17 protein-coding genes are annotated in these 18,047 nt (G+C 41.5%); 10 read left to right on the top strand and 7 right to left on the bottom strand.

What is annotated here, in order from left to right; all coding sequences use genetic code 11:
* Positions 1-304: 304 nt before the first annotated feature.
* From murA to ACZFYI_RS04535, 4 genes are all read right to left on the bottom strand, one after another.
* The gene (gene murA / locus ACZFYI_RS04550) at positions 305-1,609 is read right to left on the bottom strand and encodes a UDP-N-acetylglucosamine 1-carboxyvinyltransferase (RefSeq protein WP_462522931.1); all 1,305 of its coding nucleotides are present in this window, start codon (positions 1,607-1,609) and stop codon (positions 305-307) included.
* A complete protein-coding gene (locus ACZFYI_RS04545) occupies positions 1,610-2,284 on the bottom strand; it encodes a DUF4290 domain-containing protein (protein ID WP_462522930.1) in 675 nt (224 codons plus the stop codon).
* 56 nt (positions 2,285-2,340) lie between these two features.
* Positions 2,341-4,593 carry an ATP-dependent helicase gene (locus ACZFYI_RS04540; protein WP_462522929.1) on the bottom strand — a complete coding sequence of 751 codons (2,253 nt, stop codon included), beginning with the start codon at positions 4,591-4,593 and terminating at the stop codon, positions 2,341-2,343.
* A 62-nt stretch (positions 4,594-4,655) separates the two neighbouring features.
* A complete protein-coding gene (locus ACZFYI_RS04535; protein ID WP_462522928.1) occupies positions 4,656-5,489 on the bottom strand; it encodes a lysophospholipid acyltransferase family protein in 834 nt (277 codons plus the stop codon).
* 124 nt (positions 5,490-5,613) lie between these two features.
* Between ACZFYI_RS04535 and ACZFYI_RS04530 the strand changes: the two genes are divergently transcribed.
* From ACZFYI_RS04530 to nadD, 4 genes are all read left to right on the top strand, one after another.
* Positions 5,614-6,207, top strand: a complete 594-nt coding sequence (locus ACZFYI_RS04530) for a sigma-70 family RNA polymerase sigma factor (RefSeq protein ID WP_462522927.1) — start codon at positions 5,614-5,616, stop codon at positions 6,205-6,207.
* Positions 6,208-6,273: 66 nt separating this feature from the next.
* Positions 6,274-6,546 carry an anti-sigma factor gene (locus ACZFYI_RS04525; protein WP_462522926.1) on the top strand — a complete coding sequence of 91 codons (273 nt, stop codon included), beginning with the start codon at positions 6,274-6,276 and terminating at the stop codon, positions 6,544-6,546.
* Between the two features lie 6 nt (positions 6,547-6,552).
* A complete protein-coding gene (gene gmk, locus ACZFYI_RS04520; RefSeq protein ID WP_462522925.1) occupies positions 6,553-7,125 on the top strand; it encodes a guanylate kinase in 573 nt (190 codons plus the stop codon).
* 13 nt (positions 7,126-7,138) lie between these two features.
* Entirely contained in the window at positions 7,139-7,705 is a 567-nt protein-coding gene (nadD, locus tag ACZFYI_RS04515; protein WP_462522924.1) for a nicotinate (nicotinamide) nucleotide adenylyltransferase, read from the top strand.
* Between the two features lie 36 nt (positions 7,706-7,741).
* On the opposite strand, the gene ACZFYI_RS04510 is transcribed toward nadD, so the two are convergent.
* The gene (locus ACZFYI_RS04510) at positions 7,742-8,353 is read right to left on the bottom strand and encodes an RNA polymerase sigma factor (protein WP_462522923.1); all 612 of its coding nucleotides are present in this window, start codon (positions 8,351-8,353) and stop codon (positions 7,742-7,744) included.
* The gene (locus ACZFYI_RS04505) at positions 8,344-9,480 is read right to left on the bottom strand and encodes a glycosyltransferase (protein WP_462522922.1); all 1,137 of its coding nucleotides are present in this window, start codon (positions 9,478-9,480) and stop codon (positions 8,344-8,346) included. Before ACZFYI_RS04505 ends, ACZFYI_RS04510 begins: the two co-directional genes overlap by 10 nt.
* A gap of 132 nt (positions 9,481-9,612) precedes the next feature.
* On the opposite strand from ACZFYI_RS04505, the gene tgt reads away from it, so the two are divergent.
* From tgt to ACZFYI_RS04490, 3 genes are read left to right on the top strand one after another with little or no spacing between them, the layout of a single operon-like run.
* On the top strand, positions 9,613-10,743 hold the full coding sequence (gene tgt / locus ACZFYI_RS04500; RefSeq protein ID WP_462522921.1) for a tRNA guanosine(34) transglycosylase Tgt: 1,131 nt from the start codon (positions 9,613-9,615) through the stop codon (positions 10,741-10,743).
* 2 nt (positions 10,744-10,745) lie between these two features.
* Entirely contained in the window at positions 10,746-11,819 is a 1,074-nt protein-coding gene (locus ACZFYI_RS04495; RefSeq protein WP_462522920.1) for an LptF/LptG family permease, read from the top strand.
* Between the two features lies 1 nt (position 11,820).
* Positions 11,821-12,738, top strand: coding sequence for a DMT family transporter (locus ACZFYI_RS04490; protein ID WP_462522919.1), 918 nt, complete (start codon positions 11,821-11,823; stop codon positions 12,736-12,738).
* A 63-nt stretch (positions 12,739-12,801) separates the two neighbouring features.
* Here the strand turns inward: ACZFYI_RS04490 and ispE are convergent, their stop codons facing one another.
* Complete coding sequence (gene ispE, locus ACZFYI_RS04485) at positions 12,802-13,608, bottom strand: 4-(cytidine 5'-diphospho)-2-C-methyl-D-erythritol kinase (protein WP_462522918.1); 807 nt, start codon at positions 13,606-13,608, stop codon at positions 12,802-12,804.
* A 645-nt stretch (positions 13,609-14,253) separates the two neighbouring features.
* On the opposite strand from ispE, the gene ilvD reads away from it, so the two are divergent.
* From ilvD to ilvN, 3 genes are all read left to right on the top strand, one after another.
* Positions 14,254-15,930, top strand: coding sequence for a dihydroxy-acid dehydratase (gene ilvD, locus ACZFYI_RS04480; RefSeq protein WP_462522917.1), 1,677 nt, complete (start codon positions 14,254-14,256; stop codon positions 15,928-15,930).
* Between the two features lie 19 nt (positions 15,931-15,949).
* Positions 15,950-17,632 (top strand): biosynthetic-type acetolactate synthase large subunit, encoded by a 1,683-nt coding sequence (gene ilvB, locus ACZFYI_RS04475; RefSeq protein WP_462522916.1) that lies wholly within the window; start codon positions 15,950-15,952, stop codon positions 17,630-17,632.
* A gap of 16 nt (positions 17,633-17,648) precedes the next feature.
* Positions 17,649-18,047 (top strand): acetolactate synthase small subunit (ilvN, locus tag ACZFYI_RS04470; protein WP_462522915.1); only part of this gene is annotated, 399 nt, incomplete at its 3' end.

Raw genomic sequence — 18,047 nt, 5'->3', positions numbered from 1 at the left:
CTCTTGGGGCATCGTAAAAAGACTGGAACATGCCTTTTAGAAATCCTACGTTATTATCCTTACACGAAATAAGGTTGCCTTCGGCATCTTTTATATATTGAGGATGTACAGTAATCATACTTTTTTTGTTTTTTGATTTCAAACTGTTAAACGTTCAATTATGGAGTATTTGTTTAAAGAAAACCAGCAGATTTTTTTTTGCATCATAAATCCTTTTTTCAAAACCTTATGACCTTCCAACTTTCCTAACTTTCAAACTTTAAAACTCCCCAATCTTCCATCCCGATAGTTATCGGGACCAATTTTACAATCTTTCAATCTCTGCCCCTAGCGCATTCAGCCTTTTGTCTATATACTGATAGCCACGGTCGATCTGCTCGATATTGTCAATGATGGATGTGCCTTCCGCAGAAAGTGCAGCGATCAGCAAGGAGACTCCGGCTCTGATATCCGGAGAGGTCATGCGGATTCCACGGAGTGGATATTTCCTGTCCAAACCGATGACTGTTGCCCTGTGAGGATCGCAAAGGATAATCTGTGCACCCATATCGATCAGTTTATCGACAAAGAACAAACGGCTTTCGAACATCTTCTGATGCACCAAAACTGTTCCCTTTGCCTGGGTTGCGGTGACCAAAATGATACTCAGCAAATCAGGCGTAAATCCCGGCCAAATCGCATCGGCCACTGTCAGGATAGATCCGTCAATGAAAGTCTCGATTTCATAATGCTTCTGCGCAGGGATAAAAATATCATCCCCACGGAATTCCATTTTGATCCCCATCCTTTTGAAAGTATCGGGAATGATTCCCAATCTATGGATTTGGGCATCTTTGATGGTGATTTCCGATTGGGTCATGGCAGCAAGACCGATAAACGATCCAATCTCAATCATATCCGGAAGCATGGTATGTTCTGTTCCTTTTAGGGATTTGACACCTTCGATATGCAATAGGTTGGAACCGACCCCTGTGATTTTTGCACCCATGCGGTTGAGCATGTCGCAAAGCTGTTGTAGGTAAGGTTCGCAAGCCGCGTTATAGATGGTGGTTTTTCCTTCCGCCAAGACTGCAGCCATGACAATGTTGGCGGTACCGGTGACGGAAGCCTCATCCAAAAGCATATAAGCTCCCTTGAGGTTTTTGCCATCAATATGGAATATTTCTCTTTTGCTGTCGTAATGGAATTCTGCACCGAGTTTTTGGAAACCGTAGAAGTGTGTATCCATTCTTCTTCTGCCGATTTTGTCTCCTCCCGGCTTGGAAAGTCTTCCATGTCCAAATCTTCCCAAAAGCGGGCCGAGGATCATGACTGAACCACGGAGTGCCGATGCTTTTTTGAGAAAATCATCTGTATCGAGGTAGTTCAGGTCCACGTTGTCTGCCTGAAAAGTGTAAGATTCGGGACCGATTTTTTCCACTTTTACACCCATGTCTCCAAGGAGTTCTATGAGCTTATTGACATCCCTGATATCGGGGATTTTGTGGATTGTGATTTTATCGGAGGAAAGAAGCACCGCGCAAAGGATTTGGAGTGCTTCGTTTTTGGCGCCTTGGGGAATGATTTCACCCTTCAGTTTGAGGCCGCCTTTTACTTTGAATGATGACATTTATCTGCGCTTTTTATGGCCTCCGTTATTGTTTCTTCTTCTGTCATTGCCTCCGCTAAATTTCCTGCGGTTGTTATTGGTATTTGCTTCCGGCTCTGAAGGAAGTTTGAAATCTCTTCGGGTATTGGTTTCAAAAAGTCCCATTTCTCTTACTTTTTCCAAGTCGATATGGAGTTTTCCTTTAGAAAGGGTTTTGATATCATCCAAAATGATCCCGTCATCAAAATTTTCTCTGTTCCAGGTAGAATGAAAACTTCTCATCAACTGACCGATGTAGATGATCGCAGCTTCCTGCTCCTCATCATCTTCGATTTCAACAGCTTTTTCGATCAGTTTTTCAATGTTTCTGCCGTAGTGTTTGAATTTGATTTCACCTTTCGGATATCCAACCCTTGCAGGCTTTTTATTGAGCAATTCTCTTTGTGGACTTGGGTAAGGGCCATCGACATCAAGTTGAAAGTCTGACATGATATGGAGGTCATCCCAAATTTTTTGGTCGTTTTCTGCCTTCATGGAAGGGTTGAGCTGCTTGACCATTTCCACCAAAAGAAAGGCACTTTGGGTGCGTTTTTCCCTGTCTTCCATTTCGGATATGTAAATGGAAAGACGTTGGATGTTTTTTCCGTATTCTTTCAAAATAACTGAATGCTTATCTGTAATTTCTTGATTGCTCATGTTGTCTCCCGTCTGTACGATTGTTAAAGTAAAAAAACTTTTAAATTGGGATTGGTCTATTCGATGATTCGAAGCTTCGCAAAGCTAAGTAATAATGTCTTCTCTCCAAAATTATCGAATTGAATGCTTGCTTTTCTGTTGATTCCTTCGGTTTCAATCTTATTTACTATGCCAAAACCGAACTTTGGATGCTCCACTTTAGCACCTGCTTGCAGGTTATTGGTATTGGAAGGTTTGAAGTCAGGACTTGGGGTATGGATTTTTGCCGTGGTCATGGGTCTTTGACTTTGGTTTTTGATTCCCACAAATCCTGATTTTCCTTCGCTCGATTCATTTCTCAATGCTCCTGAAAGGGCAGATGTCATCCTTTTGTTGACCCGGATGCACATCGGGTCAACTTCCTCCAAGAAGCGGCTCGGTTCACAATTCAACAACCTGCCAAATCTATAACGAGTCAGGGCATAGGTCAGGTATAACTTATCCATAGCCCGGGTAGAGGCGACATAAAAAAGCCTTCTTTCCTCTTCCAAATCTTCCCTGCTCTGCATCATCATCTGTGAGGGAAATAAGTCCTCCTCCATACCGACAACAAAAACCTGCTTGAATTCCAATCCCTTCGATGAGTGGATGGTCATCAGGGTAACAGCATCACCGGTGTCTTTATTCCTGTCATTGTCAGTCAGCAAGGCGATTTCCTGAAGGAATGCACCGAGACTTTTTTCCGGATTCTCAGGATTGTCCACGTATTCCTTGATCGCATTGAGCAATTCCTGCACGTTTTCGTACCTGTTGAGTCCTTCGATGGTTTTGTCTTCGTACAAATCCTTCAATAATCCGGACTGCTTTGCGATGCTGGAAGCCGCTTCGAAAGCGTCTTTTCTTTCCACCTCGATCCCAAAACTTTTGATCATCGTGCAAAAATCATCCACAGAATTGGCTGCCCGACCTCCCAAAAAACTGGTCGCGTTTTGGATCACATCCCACAGCGGGATATCATGCTCGTAGGCTGCCACCATCATTTTTTCTACTGTCGTGTCGCCGATTCCCCGCTTTGGATAATTGATGATCCGCTTGAATGCTTCCTCATCTTCATGATTGACAACGAATCGTAAATAAGCCAAAAGGTCTTTGATTTCTTTCCTTTGGTAAAATGACAAACCACCTACGATTTTGTAGGTGATGTTCATTTTCCTCAAAGCTTCTTCTATAGATCTGGATTGGGAGTTGGTGCGGTAAAGAACAGCAAAGTCGCTGTTGTTGAGTTTTTTGTTGTTTTTCTCTTCGAAGATCGTCGTAGCGACCAACCTTCCTTCCTCATTGTCCGAACTTGCTTTGATGAGTTCGATCAGGTCTCCCTCAGTATTCTGCGTCCAAATGTCTTTTTTGAGTTGGGCTTTATTTTTGGCAATGATGCTGTTGGCAGCTTGCACGATATTTTTGGTGGAGCGATAGTTTTGCTCGAGTTTGACTACAAACAGATCCGGGTAATCCTTTTCAAAATTCAGGATGTTCTGAATATCTGCCCCTCGAAAGGCATAAATACTTTGTGCATCGTCCCCGACCACACAGATATTTTGGTGAACGGATGCGAGTTTTTTGGTGATGAGGTATTGGGAGACGTTGGTGTCCTGAAACTCATCCACCATTACGTATTTGAATCGCTGTTGGTATTTGTTCAGCACATCGAGGTGGTCTCTGAAGAGGACGTTGGTATTGAAAAGCAAGTCATCGAAATCCATCGCTCCGGAGCGAAATAGCCGCTTTTGGTAGTTTTTGTAGATTTCTCCCATCCTTGGTTTCATGGCTGCCTCATCATCGGATTTGATATATGGATCATTGAGGTAAGTTTCCCAAGCAATCAACCTATTTTTGGCACCGGAAATCCGCGACAGGACAGTACTGGGTTTATAAACCTTGTCATCAAGTTTCATCTCCTTGACAATACTCCTGATCAAGGACTTGCTGTCATCGGTGTCGTAAATGGTGAAGTTGGAAGGATAGCCGATTTTGTCAGCTTCGACCCGGAGGATTTTGGCAAAAGTCGAGTGAAAAGTACCCATCCAGGTATTCCGGGCATCGAGTCCGATGAGTTTCTCGATCCGGAGTTTCATTTCCGCAGCGGCTTTGTTGGTAAAAGTAAGGGACAGGATATTGAAAGGATCGACTCCTTTGGCATGGATCAGGTGGGCGATGCGGTAGGTGAGAACCCTTGTCTTTCCTGAACCTGCACCTGCGATGATCATTACCGGGCCATCTGTATGTTCTACTGCTTCTCTTTGGGGGGGATTGAGTCCTTTTAAATAATCCATGCGTCAATTTAATCCTTCAAGTTTCAAAGTTAGGGATTTTGGAAGGGCAAAGGAAATTAAGTTTACTTCCACCGATTATGGCTCCAGAGATAAATCTCGGGTTGTTCCCGGATTCCTTTTTCGGTAATCCGAATAAAAGCATCTGTTATACTATGTGAAGGAGCATCTGTGTAAGGTGGTTCACAAACCAATTCATAAGTCATGGTGTAATGGCCTCTTTTTGGCCTCTTCATATTACAATAATAAACAGCATAGCCATTTCTTTTCGCAAGTTTTTCAGGCCCTTCAAAAAATGCTGTTTCACGGTTCATAAATTCTGCAGAATATCGGATTTCTTTATTTCCGGGCCGTTGGTCAGCTGCCAAGCCTATTGCCCGGGGCACATTTCTTTTCTCCAAAAAATTCCTGCCGAAATTTGATTTTTCAACCAGAGTTCCACCAAATCTTCCCCTAATATTCATCATCAATGAATCAAAAAAACGATTGGAAAGTTTGGAATAGACAGTTTCTAGCCTGGTATCGACAAGCGCTTTGAACCCGATGACATATGCTTCCCAATTAATGAAGTGACCGCTGATCAAAATTACGATTTCACCATGGTTAACCCGGTCAATGATGAGGTGTCCATTGAGGATGGTCAGTCTTTTTTCGATTTCTTTTTGGCTGATGGTATAGAACTTCAGGGTTTCAGCAAAGGTATCGGTGAGGTTTCGGAAGAATTTTTTTGAAATGGATCTTCTTTCTTTGTCCGATTTTTCGGGAAAGGCATGCAAAAGATTATCAAGAATGACTTTTTGTCTGTATTTCAAAACATGGTATCCAAATAGATAAAGTACATCAGTGAACAGGTAAAGTACCCACAGTGGCAAATATGATATCAGTCTGACTATAATCATGCGAATTTTGGTCGTAATGACAGGTAACAGGGCATTGTCTTGAAAAATTCAAAATAAGCCAAAACAGCCGACTTTATTTGAAAATATTAGTGATAAATTCTTCCAATGATTACTTTTGAATCTTATGTCTGAAGTTCAGAGAAAAAAATATTCCGAACAGGAAAAGAGTAATATCTTCGATCAGGAGTTTATGCCCAACATAGACTCTATGTACAATTTTGCCTACAGGCTTACTTTTGACGAGGATGATGCCAAAGATCTGGTACAAGATACCTACCTCAAAGCATTTAGGTTTATCAATTCCTTTGAGCAGGGAACCAATGCCAAAGCTTGGCTGTTTCGCATCCTGAAAAACTCCTTCATCAACGATTACAGAAAAAAGAGCAAACAACCTGCAAAAATTGATTATCAGGAAGTTGAAACTTATTATAATTCAGATGATGTTGATTATAGCAGTACCACGGATCTGAGGGTCGATGCCGTCAAGGACATGCTCGGCGACGAGATATCCAATGCGCTCAACAGTCTCGCTGTAGATTTCAGAACAGTGATAATATTGTGCGACCTCGAAGGATTTACCTACGAGGAGATGGCCAAGATATTGGATATACCAATCGGTACTGTGAGGTCAAGATTGCATAGGGCAAGGAACTTATTAAAAGACAAACTGCGTTCCTATGCATCGACAATGGGATATGGAGATGACGAAGAGGAGTAATTCTCGTTAGGACTATTCAGAAAGGGAAAATTTTATTCAAATACAGTATATCAAGTAAGATTAAAAATGGACGATAATTCAACACCATCTGGAGAAAGGAAGCTTTCGTGTTCTGATGTCAGTAAATGTTTCCAGCTTTTGGAAAGCATTTTAGATGGGGAGAACAATACCAATTCGAAGGAAATGCTCAATGAAAAATTGGCCAAATGTGAACCATGCTTCAAGCATTTTCACCTTGAACAGGCAATCCGCGATGTCCTGAAGACCAAATGCACCAAACAGGCTGTTCCAAGTGAACTTGCGGCAAGTATCAGAGAGATTATCCAGGATAAAAAATAACCCGCCATGTCCTCAGGAAAAGCAATCATTTTTTCAGCCCCATCCGGTTCGGGCAAAACTACCATAGTAAGACACCTCTTAAGTAAATTTCCCAACCTTGGTTTTTCAATTTCGGCTTCCACTAGGGACAAAAGAGGAAGAACAGAAGAGAACGGGAAAGATTATTATTTTTTGACACCCGAAGATTTTAAAAAGAAAATAGACAGCGACGATTTCATAGAGTGGGAAGAAGTATACGAAGGCAATTTCTACGGAACCCTAAAAGAAGAAATCCAAAGACTTTGGGATGAAGGAAAGCATGTCATTTTTGATGTGGATGTCAAAGGTGGCATCAACCTCAAGAAGTATTTTGGGGACAAAGCATTGGCCGTTTTTGTCAAAGTGCCTTCTTTGGAGGTTTTGCACGAAAGGTTGAAGGACCGCGGTACAGAATCTGAAGAAAGTCTGTCAAGAAGGCTATACAAAGCAAAATTTGAAACTACCTTTCAGGATAAGTTTGATGCTATCATTTTGAATGACGAAAGAGAGAAATCTTTTGCTGAGGCGGAGAAGCTTGTAGGGGATTTTCTGGCTAAATAATCATACAGTTATTTTGAAAATAGGATTGTTTTTTGGATCTTTTAATCCTGTTCATATCGGCCATCTCATCATTGCCAATGTGATGCAGGATAGGACTGACTTGGATGAGGTATGGTTTGTGGTCAGTCCGCAAAATCCCTTCAAAAAGCAAAAATCATTATTACATGAATTTGATCGGCTTAAAATGGTAGAGCTCGCCATTGCCGATCATTTTTATTTTAGGGCCTCCGATGTGGAGTTTCACATGCCCCGACCGAGCTATACCATTGATACGCTTACTTACCTTTCCGAAAAGCACCCCAACCATCAATTTCGGTTGATTGTAGGAGGGGACAACCTGACACACTTCCACAAATGGAAAAATTTTGAGGTAATCTTGGAGCAATACGGACTGTATGTCTATCCCCGTCCCGGTGACAAACCTAACTTGAATCATCCTAATATCAAGTATGTCGAAGCGCCGCTGATGGATATTTCTGCGACTTTTATCCGAGACGCAATCAAAAACGGGAACTCGGTAAGGTATCTTATTCCCCAATCTGTGGAGGATTATATCAGGGATAAGAAGTTGTTTTTGTGACTTTCAGAAAACCGGAAAAAATTGAGATAACTTCCCTCAAATATGATCCTCTTTTCCTGAGGCAATTTCATACAAAAGTTCCCTTGAACGATGCAGCTGCGCTTTTACAGTCCCAAGAGGTTTGTCTAATTCCTGAGCGATTTCTTCATAGGACAATTCATCGAAATAGCGCAACTCTACCAATTTCCGGTATTTGGCAGGCAGCTTGTCGACAAAAATCCTGACCATCTCAATCCGTTGTGATCTGATAAATTCATCCTGAGGGTTGTTGTCATCGTCCTCCACATCTATCGTGACAGAATTGCCGCCATCATCACTCATACTGGTGTTGAGGCTCATGGTTTTGAGCTTTTTCTTCCGGATAAAATCAATAGTATTGTTGGTGGCTATTCTGAATAGCCATGTGCTGAAAGTATAATCCTTTTTGAACTTATGGAGGTTTTTGAAAGCTTTGGCAAAAGCTTCCATTGTCAGGTCTTCGGCGTCATCAGTATCCCTGATCATTTTGAGAATCATGAAATAAACGGCTTTTTTATACCGCTTCATCAGCATGGCATAGGCCTGCTGGTCCAACTCAATGACAGCTTTGTCTATGAGTTCGAAGTCCTCTAAGGCCTTGCTTGAAAATCCTCTTTCGTTTATTTCCATTTAACTTTTTTTGACAGGTACCCCAATGAACCCAGAATCCAAAAGTACCCTATATACATGACATCGAAAATCATCGACCATAAAAACTCAAAGTTACCTTCAAGTTTTTTTCTGGCAGATTGGAATATCGAGGTGATTAATATAGACCGGACAACCATTATACCCATTATTACCAAAATTTGTTCCCAATTTTGATTAATAACTGAAAATATAAGCAATACTATCCCTGTCACCCAAAACAGAAAATGGGTAAATGCATACCATCCGACTTTTTGTTTGTTAGCTGCGGTGTAGTATTTTCCTGCATGAAAATGTCTTTTCTTTTGTGTGAAATATTCTTCCCAAGTGTTTTTAGGTACGGAAAAAGTGATGCTTTCAGGGTCTACTACCACTGCGGCATTGGAGCTATTGGCATGAAGGTTTACAAAAAGGTCATCATCCCCACATTCAATATCCCAAAGTCCCTTGAATGCTTTTTTGCCCATAAAGAAGCTCCTTCTATAACTCAGGTTGCGTCCGACACCCATAAATGGTGATTTCCAAACTGCAAATGACATGTATAGGATAGCAGTCCAGACGGTTTCCAGCTGGATCCATTTGTTCAGAAACCCTCTTTGAGATTCATATTGTGAAAAGCCCAACGCGAAATCTTTTCCCTCAAGTCTCACAGGTGCTGTCATCAATTCTATCCATTTATCGGTTTTGGGCCTACAGTCCGCATCAGTCAAAAGAATGACGTCATTTTTTGCCACTTTGATACCCAGAGTGAGTGCATATTTTTTTGAGGTGACATGGTTTGGGGTGTAGTCGACCGTGACAGTCCTCAGTTTTGGATAGATAGCCATTAATTGTTCGAGCACCCTCTTTGTCCCATCGTATGATCGGTCGTTGATGACCATCACCTCAAAATTGGGATAATCCTGTTCAAACAACAATGGGATGATTCTCTTGAGGTTTGTCCGCTCATTGTGAGCCGCTATGACCACCGTCACCGGCTCCTTTTCCCGGGAATTAGTAGTTGACTTCTTCTTGTAAAAAAAGGCAAATCGTCCAAACAAAAACAGAAGGTAAAATAACTGTACAGCAAGACTGACAAAAAAAACGATCCACAAAATTTGTATAAACATCCCCTTGTTATTGTGGGGCAAATATAAAATCAAATTGAGCATTCATTTAAGAATAAGCTTATATTTTTGTGTTTCAAAAAACGAAATGGTATCTCAAGCCGCAATCGAGACATTGAGATTAATCCAAACAGAATGAAGTTTAAGCTAGAAGCTACCGATCCTGAAAGCAAAGCACGGGCAGGTTTACTCAAAACAGACCATGGGGATATCGAAACCCCGATTTTTATGCCTGTCGGAACAGCAGGTACTGTCAAGGCAGTACATCAGAGGGAATTGATGTATGACATCAAAGCGCAGATTATCCTAGGAAATACCTACCATTTGTACCTCAGACCAGGTTTGGACGTCCTCCAAAAAGCAGGCGGTCTTCATAAATTTAACGGTTGGAACAAACCAATTCTGACAGATTCCGGAGGGTATCAGGTATTTTCATTGGCAGCAAACAGAAAATTGACCGAAGAAGGAGCCATCTTCAAATCCCATATTGACGGATCCAAGCATACTTTTACTCCTGAGGGTGTCATGGACATTCAGCGGATTATCGGGGCGGATATCATCATGGCCTTTGACGAATGCCCTCCTTATCCATGCGACTATGCTTATGCCCGCAAATCCATGGACCTTACTCACCGTTGGTTGAAACGATGCATTGATAGGTTTGACAGTACTGAGGGAGTCTATGGATATAGTCAGGCGCTTTTCCCGATAATTCAGGGAAGTGTTTTCAAAGATTTGAGAAAGCAGTCGGCAGAGTTTGTAGCTTCCTGCGAAAGGGAGGGCAATGCCATAGGTGGATTGTCAGTGGGAGAACCTGCTGAGATGATGTATGAGATGACCGATATGGTCACCGATATTTTACCAAAAGACAGACCAAGATACCTCATGGGTGTCGGTACCCCTGCCAATATTCTGGAAGGCATTTCCTTGGGGATAGACATGTTTGACTGTGTGATGCCGACACGGAATGCGAGAAACGGCATGCTTTTCACTTCCGAAGGAATCATCAATATCCGAAACGAAAAGTGGAAGGAAGATTTCAGCCCAATCGATCCAAATATCAATTCATACGTAAGTACTTTTTATTCGAAAGCTTATCTTAGGCATCTTGTGATCAGCAAGGAAATTCTCGCAGCACAGATTGCGAGTATTCATAATTTGGCTTTTTACCTTTGGCTGGTGGGTCAGGCGAGGGAAAAAATCAAGTCAGGCGGGTTTTTGGCTTGGAAAAAAGAAATGGTAGAAAAAGTAAGCAGAAGGTTATAAGGATGAAAATTCTCGACAAGCTCATCATCAAAGATTTTCTCAAAACCTATTTCTTTGTGGTTTTGATGCTGATCATGATTGTATTGGTGTTGGACTTCACCGAGAAGAATGACAAGTTCATCCGGAACGAAGTCCCTGCCAAAGAGATCTTGAAGTACCTTGGCAATTACGGTCTGTACCTCAATAACCTGCTCACCCCGATTACTGTCTTTATTTCTGTTATTTTCATTACTTCCAAAATGGCGGGAAGGACTGAGATCATTGCCATTTTGAGTAGCGGTACAAGTTTCGTAAGGATGCTTTTTCCATTTCTTTTTTCGGCGTCCATGATCGGTATTGTAAGTTTTCTGATGAATGGATGGATCCTTCCGGGAGCTACTGCCGGAGTTACGGAATTCAAGTCAAGATGGCTTGAAGAAGATAAGTTTTTTACCCAGCAAAACATCCATGTCAAAGTCGCGCCGGATGTGTATGCTTATATATCCAGGTACTATACCTCAGGGAATACAGGGTATAATTTTACTTTAGAAGAGATCAGGGAAGGAAAATTGATAGCGAAACTCTCCGCAGACAGGATCGTGTGGGATACCGCCATCAATACTTGGTCGGCCAAAAACTGGCGGATGCGAGTATTGCATGAGGATGGCGAAGACTATACTGTCGGGGAATCTTTAGATACTTTGCTTTCGATTACCCCCAATGACTTTGACCTGCCCACCAACCATCACGAAACATTAAAACTTCCTGATCTCAACAGGCAAATCAAAATATTGGAAGAAAGAGGGGCAGACAATGTCAACTTTTACAAGATTGAAAAATACGTCAGGTTCATGTCACCTTTTGCAGCAGTGATCTTGACTTTTATAGGAGTGATTGTTTCTTCCAAAAAGACGCGGGGAGGATCAGGTTTTCAGATAGCTTTGGGATTCATGTTGGCCTTTGTATATATCATTTTGTTTTTGTTATCCCGGACTTTTGCAGAGGCGGGAACAGCCTATCCTATCTTAGCCGTGTGGATACCAAACTTTGTTTTTGCTGCTACAGGATTAGTGTTGTATAAAACGGTACCAAGGTAATATGTCCGAAAAAACCACAGTAAAAGATTACCTCATGCTTCACTTTATTGTGGGTATTTGGAGTTTTACGGCCATTTTGGGATTATTGATCAGTATTGCTTCCATCGAATTGGTGTTTTATAGAACCTTGATTGCTACTGCCATTCTTGGACTCATTTTTTTGTGGAAAAAATCATCTATCAGGGTTTCCAATATTGAACTTGCCAAAATCATCGGAACAGGATTCATTATTTCTATTCACTGGATTTTGTTTTTCTGGGCAGCAAGGGTTTCTACAGCTTCAGTTTGCTTGGCCGGAATGGCGACGACTTCACTTTGGACTGCATTTCTTGAACCGCTAATCAATAAGAAAAAGATAAAGGCATTTGAAGTTTTTTTGGGGCTGCTAGTGATTTCAGGCCTGTATGTGATTTTCAGGTTTGAGTGGGGGTATTGGTTGGGATTGTCAATGGCGATTTGCTCAGCGATGATGAGCGCAGTATTTACTGTCATCAATGGCAGGCTTACCAAAAGGCACAGTCCTTATGTTTTGACATTCTATGAAATGCTTGGTGCATGTGTTTTTGCATTGCTGATGCTTCCGGTATATGCTTTTTTCTTCGCCGAAAATGGACTTCAGCTTATCCCTACACCGATGGATTGGCTTTGGTTACTGCTATTGAGTGGAGTTTGTACAGTATATGCTTTTTCTGTTTCTGTGGAATTGATGAGAAGGATTACTGCTTTTGCGGTTAACCTGACTATCAATCTGGAGCCTGTTTATGGGATTATTTTGGCAGTTTTGATTTTTGGGGAAAAGGAAAAGATGACTGGAGGGTTTTATCTGGGGACTTTGATTATTTTGATTTCAGTACTGATCTACCCGATTAACAATTACATACTAAAAAGAAGAATGGCCAAGAGAATGTTGGGAACTTAGCTCAAAACGGGGTCGAATTTGGCTGTGGAGACAAGATAAAGTCGTTGAAATTTTTTTTTCAATTTAAATTACACCTTCAAAAACAAAATATTCCTTGTCCCAATCTTTTGCCTCAGGCTGATGGTCAAACAAGCCAAAAACCGTAGAACCTGAACCGGACATCGCAGCATAGTAGGCGCCCATGTCATACAGGGATTTTTTGATAGCTGCCAGTTCAGGATATCGAGGGAAAATGCTTTTCTCAAAATCGTTGTGCAGCTCCGTTTTCCAAAGGGTTTTGTCTTTCAGGATTTGGGAGAGGTTTTTCTCCGGTTTTTTTGGACTCACTCCTGCATAAGCTTCTTTGGTGCCGATATGGATGGGAGGTTTGATAAGTAAGACATGGTTTCCTTTTAAGTCCACTTCTACAGGTTCCATAATTTCTCCTCTTCCTGTGGCGATTTTTGGAGTATTGTCAATAAAAAAAGCACAGTCACTTCCAAGCTGAGCAGCATAGTCCTCTAAAAACCAGTTTTCCAGATGCAGGTCAAATAGGTTATTCATCAGGGTCAGCGCAAATGCCGCATCGGCAGAACCTCCGCCCAATCCAGCTCCCATGGGAATGTTTTTGTGCAAATGAATATGTACATGGGGCAGGTCATTGAAATCTTGCCTCAGTAATTTCAGTGCTTTCAAGATCAGGTTGTCTTTCTCATTGCCGGGAATAGATAGCCCGGAAGTATCAAAGACAGTTTTATTTGAAAGCATTATTTCCAAAGCATCATACAGAGGGACAGGCACCATGCAGGTTTCTATGTCATGATATCCATCCTTCCTTTTTGCGGTGATGTGAAGTCCTAGGTTGATTTTGGCATTTGGAAAAGCGATCATCTGAAAAATGAGAGTTTATGTCAGTTTTGTTTCGATTATTTACCTTTGAAATTATAATTTTTAATCGGATTTGAACTTGGATTTTTCTTTTAGGATTTCAAAAAGAGTATCACATATACAAAATGATGAAATAAAAACCTGAAAATCTGTAGGTTGTCCATTTGCCAAATTTTGAGATTGGACAGTGTTTGATGCAGATTATTATTGAATTTTATTTCTTGGTATTTTTATTTTGAAAAAAATTCAAAAAAAATCACTTTTGGTTAGTGATATGTGAAATCAGTACATTCTTTTGATTTGTCAACAAATTTGAGGTTACGATAAGTGAAAGTTTTACATTTATCTTATTTGCAGAATAAAATATTATAATTAAAACTTTTTCATTCATTATAAATTTATGATTGCTACAAAAATTGAAATTAAATATTGTATCTCTCGAAATAGAGGTTTAATATTGTAGCACATTATTCAATCAAAAAAGAACCATACCACATGTTTCAAATAGTCACTCCTCTTAGCTTTATTATTCTCATTTGTAATAAACACTGAGGCACCTGACATATTTGACCTACAACCATACAATGTTAAGTGCCTCAGATGATGGGGCACTTTTTTTATAAACCTATTAACCAACCTGAAGTAACCATGAGTTTGAAAAAACACAGTTGGGAAATCAGTCAGAATGAAGAACATCCCGCAGGCAAAGCCATGCTGTACGCTACGGGAATGTCTGACAAACAGATGAACCAGCCTTTTGTAGGGATAGCTAGTTGTGGCTATGAAAGTAACCCCTGCAATATGCACCTCAATGACTTTGCCGGTCTGATCAAGGAAGCTACAAGAGCTCATGGTCTGACCGGTTTGATTTTTAATACCATGGGTATTTCTGATGGGATATCCATGGGGACCTCCGGTATGCGCTATTCATTGGTATCAAGGGAGATCATTGCCGATTCTATTGAATCTTTTATCCTCGGACATTCATTTGATGCATGCGTCGCTGTGGCAGGATGTGATAAGAATATGCCCGGAGCTATTATGGGGATGTTGCGGATCAACAGGCCATCGATTATGGTCTATGGCGGTACGATCCGCTCAGGAAATTATAAGGGTGAGAAGCTGAATATTGTTTCTGCTTTTGAAGCCTATGGCAAAAGAGTAAAAGGTGAATTGAGTGATCTTGATTACCAGGGTGTGATCGAGAATGCTTGTCCTGGTGCTGGTGCCTGCGGTGGCATGTACACGGCCAATACCATGTCCTCAGCCATTGAGGCCATGGGTATGTCATTGCCTTACAGCTCATCGACTCCTGCTACAGCAGATGAAAAAGTCTCTGAGTGTAAGGATATCTCCAAATATTTGACCATCCTTTTAGAGAAAGATATCAAGCCAAAAGATATAGTCACTAAGAAAAGCCTTGAAAATGCTGTCCGGGTTGCAGTTGCGCTGGGAGGAAGTACCAATGCCGTCCTGCATATCCTAGCCATTGCCAAAACAGCTGGGGTTGACTTTACTTTAGCAGACTTTGAAAGAGTAAATCATGAAACTCCGCTTTTGGGAGATTTCAAACCTTCCGGAAAATTCCTGATGGAAGATTTATTTGAGCAGGGTGGATTACCTGCTTTTATGAAATACTTATTGAATAATGGCATGCTTCATGGAGAATGCATGACTGTGACAGGAAAAACCGTTGCGGAAAATCTTGCAGATATTGATCCTGTCATCCCTTCTATGGTGAATGTCATTCATCCATTGGAAACCCCCTTGAAAGAAACCGGACACCTTTGTATTTTGAAAGGCAACCTTGCTCCTGAAGGGGCTGTTGCCAAAATCACAGGAAAAGAGGGGAAATCTTTCACCGGCCCCGCCCGTGTTTTTGATTCTGAATTGGAAGCAAATGAAGGAATCAAGAATAAACTGGTAAAGAAAGGTGAAGTCATTGTCATCCGGTATATAGGTCCCAAAGGTGGACCGGGAATGCCTGAGATGCTGAAACCAACTTCCATGATTATAGGAGCAGGTTTGGGTTCGGATGTTGCATTGATTACCGATGGTAGATTTTCTGGTGGAACTCATGGATTTGTTGTCGGCCATGTCACTCCTGAAGCTTATTCAGGAGGTCCGATAGGTCTTCTTCAAAATGGAGACATCATTACCATAGATGCAGATTCACTAACCTTGAACTGTGCTGTAAGTGACGAAGAACTTGCTGAAAGGAAAAAACATTGGAAAAATAAGGATTTGAGTGACCTTCAGGGTACACTAAAAAAATACAATAAACTCGTGTCCTCCGCTTCGGAAGGATGTGTGACTGATAAGTAATTTAAAATTATCCAATTCTATGATTAGAGGAGCAGACATCGTAGTGAGATCCTTGATCGCCGAAAATGCAGAATTCATTTTTGGCTATCCCGGTGGAGCAATTATGCCGGTTTATGATGCTTTGTATGATTATAGTGATCAGATCAAGCATGTGCTGACGCGTCACGAGCAGGGAGCCATCCATGCCGCTCAGGGTTATGCAAGGGTCTCGGGAAAAGTAGGGGTGGTACTAGCCACTTCAGGTCCTGGTGCTACTAACCTGATTACGGGCCTTGCTGATGCACAGATCGACAGTACTCCTCTAGTCTGCATTACAGGGCAGGTAGCAGCCCATCTTTTGGGTTCAGATGCTTTCCAAGAGACCGATGTGATCGGTTTATCAATGCCGGGTACCAAATGGAATATTCAGGTCAGAAGGGTAGAGGATATTGCCCCGGCCATTGCCAAGGCTTTTCTTATAGCCAAAAGTGGAAGACCGGGACCTGTTTTGGTGGACATTACAAAAAATGCCCAGGTAGAGTTTGGTGAATTCAATTATGAACCTTGTTTGGGAATCAGATCCTATAGACCATATGTATCTATCAATCATTCATCAATTGCTGCTGCGGCCCAACTTATCAATGATGCAAAAAGACCTTACGTTCTCTATGGACAAGGCGTAATCCTTGCCAATGCAGAAGAAGAATTGAAAGCTTTTTTGGATAAATCAGGGATTCCCGCAGCTTCAACACTATTGGGTTCGGGAGCGCTTTCTCAAGACCATCCTTGCTATGTCGGCAAACTTGGGATGCATGGGAACTATGCGCCGAATTTATTGACCAACCAATGTGATGTGTTGATTGCTATCGGAATGCGGTTTGATGACAGGGTCACAGGTGATCTTAAGCGCTATGCCAAGCAAGCACAGGTCGTCCATCTTGAATTGGATCCCTCAGAAATCGATAAAAATGTGAAATGTGCAGTTCCGGTTTTGGGAGATTGCAAGCAAAGCCTACCCTTTTTGACCGATGCGGTGAATTCTAATGCACACCATGAATGGTTTGAAAAATTCAGGGAATTGGACAAAGAGGAAAAAGCCGCTGTCATGTCATACGACCTTGAATCAACACATGGTGGATTGCATATGGGAGAAGTCATCCAACTGATCAACCAATTTAAAGATGAAAATGCTATTCTAGTAACAGACGTAGGTCAGCATCAAATGATCTCATGGCGGTATTTTAACTACAAGGAATCCAGAACCCAAGTCACTTCAGGTGGTCTTGGCACAATGGGATTTGCTCTTCCCGCAGCTTTGGGAGCCCAATTACATGATTTCAAAAGGCAGGTAATCTGCGTGGTTGGGGATGGTGGAATACAGATGACCATCCAGGAATTTGGCACAATCATGCAAACAAAAGCACCGGTCAAAGTAGTGCTTCTCAATAACAATTACCTGGGAATGGTAAGACAGTGGCAGCAGCTATTCTTTGATAAAAGGTATTCTTTTACAGAACTTGAAAACCCAGATTTTATCAAAATTGCAGAAGCTTATAAACTCAAAGCGGTGAAAGTGACGGAAAGACACGAGCTAAAAGAGGCAGTTGCCCAGATGATATTACATGAAGGCCCATTTTTCCTCGAAGTTGTCGTCGAAAAAGAAGACAATGTGTTCCCGATGATTGCCACAGGATGTTCGGTGGAAGAGGTAAGGTTAAGCTAGGAATGAAACTGAATTTATGAACCGTTATACCATATTAGTATATACAGAAAATTTTATTGGGATACTTAACCGTATTACTATCATTTTCACAAGAAGGGGCATCAACATAGATGCGCTGACAGCATCTGAAAGCCGTCTTAATGGGATCCATAAAATAACCATTGAGGTTACAGTTACGGATGAGCAGATTATCCAGCTTTCCAAGCAAATCGAAAAGGTAGTGGATGTGATCAAAGTGTATTATTTCATGGATGATGAAGTAGTATATCAGGAAATAGCATTGTACAAAATCCCAATCGAAAGCTTAGATCCAAGCTTGGAAAAAGTTATCAGGCAGTTTAACGCGCACATCATTGCGGCTGAAAAAGAATTTGTGGTCCTCGAGTTTACCGGTCACAAAGAAGATACACAAGCA

It is taken from the genome of Aquiflexum sp., assembly GCF_977115555.1.
Note: the sequence above shows the minus strand (reverse complement) of the source record. Positions and strands in the feature narration are given on the sequence as shown.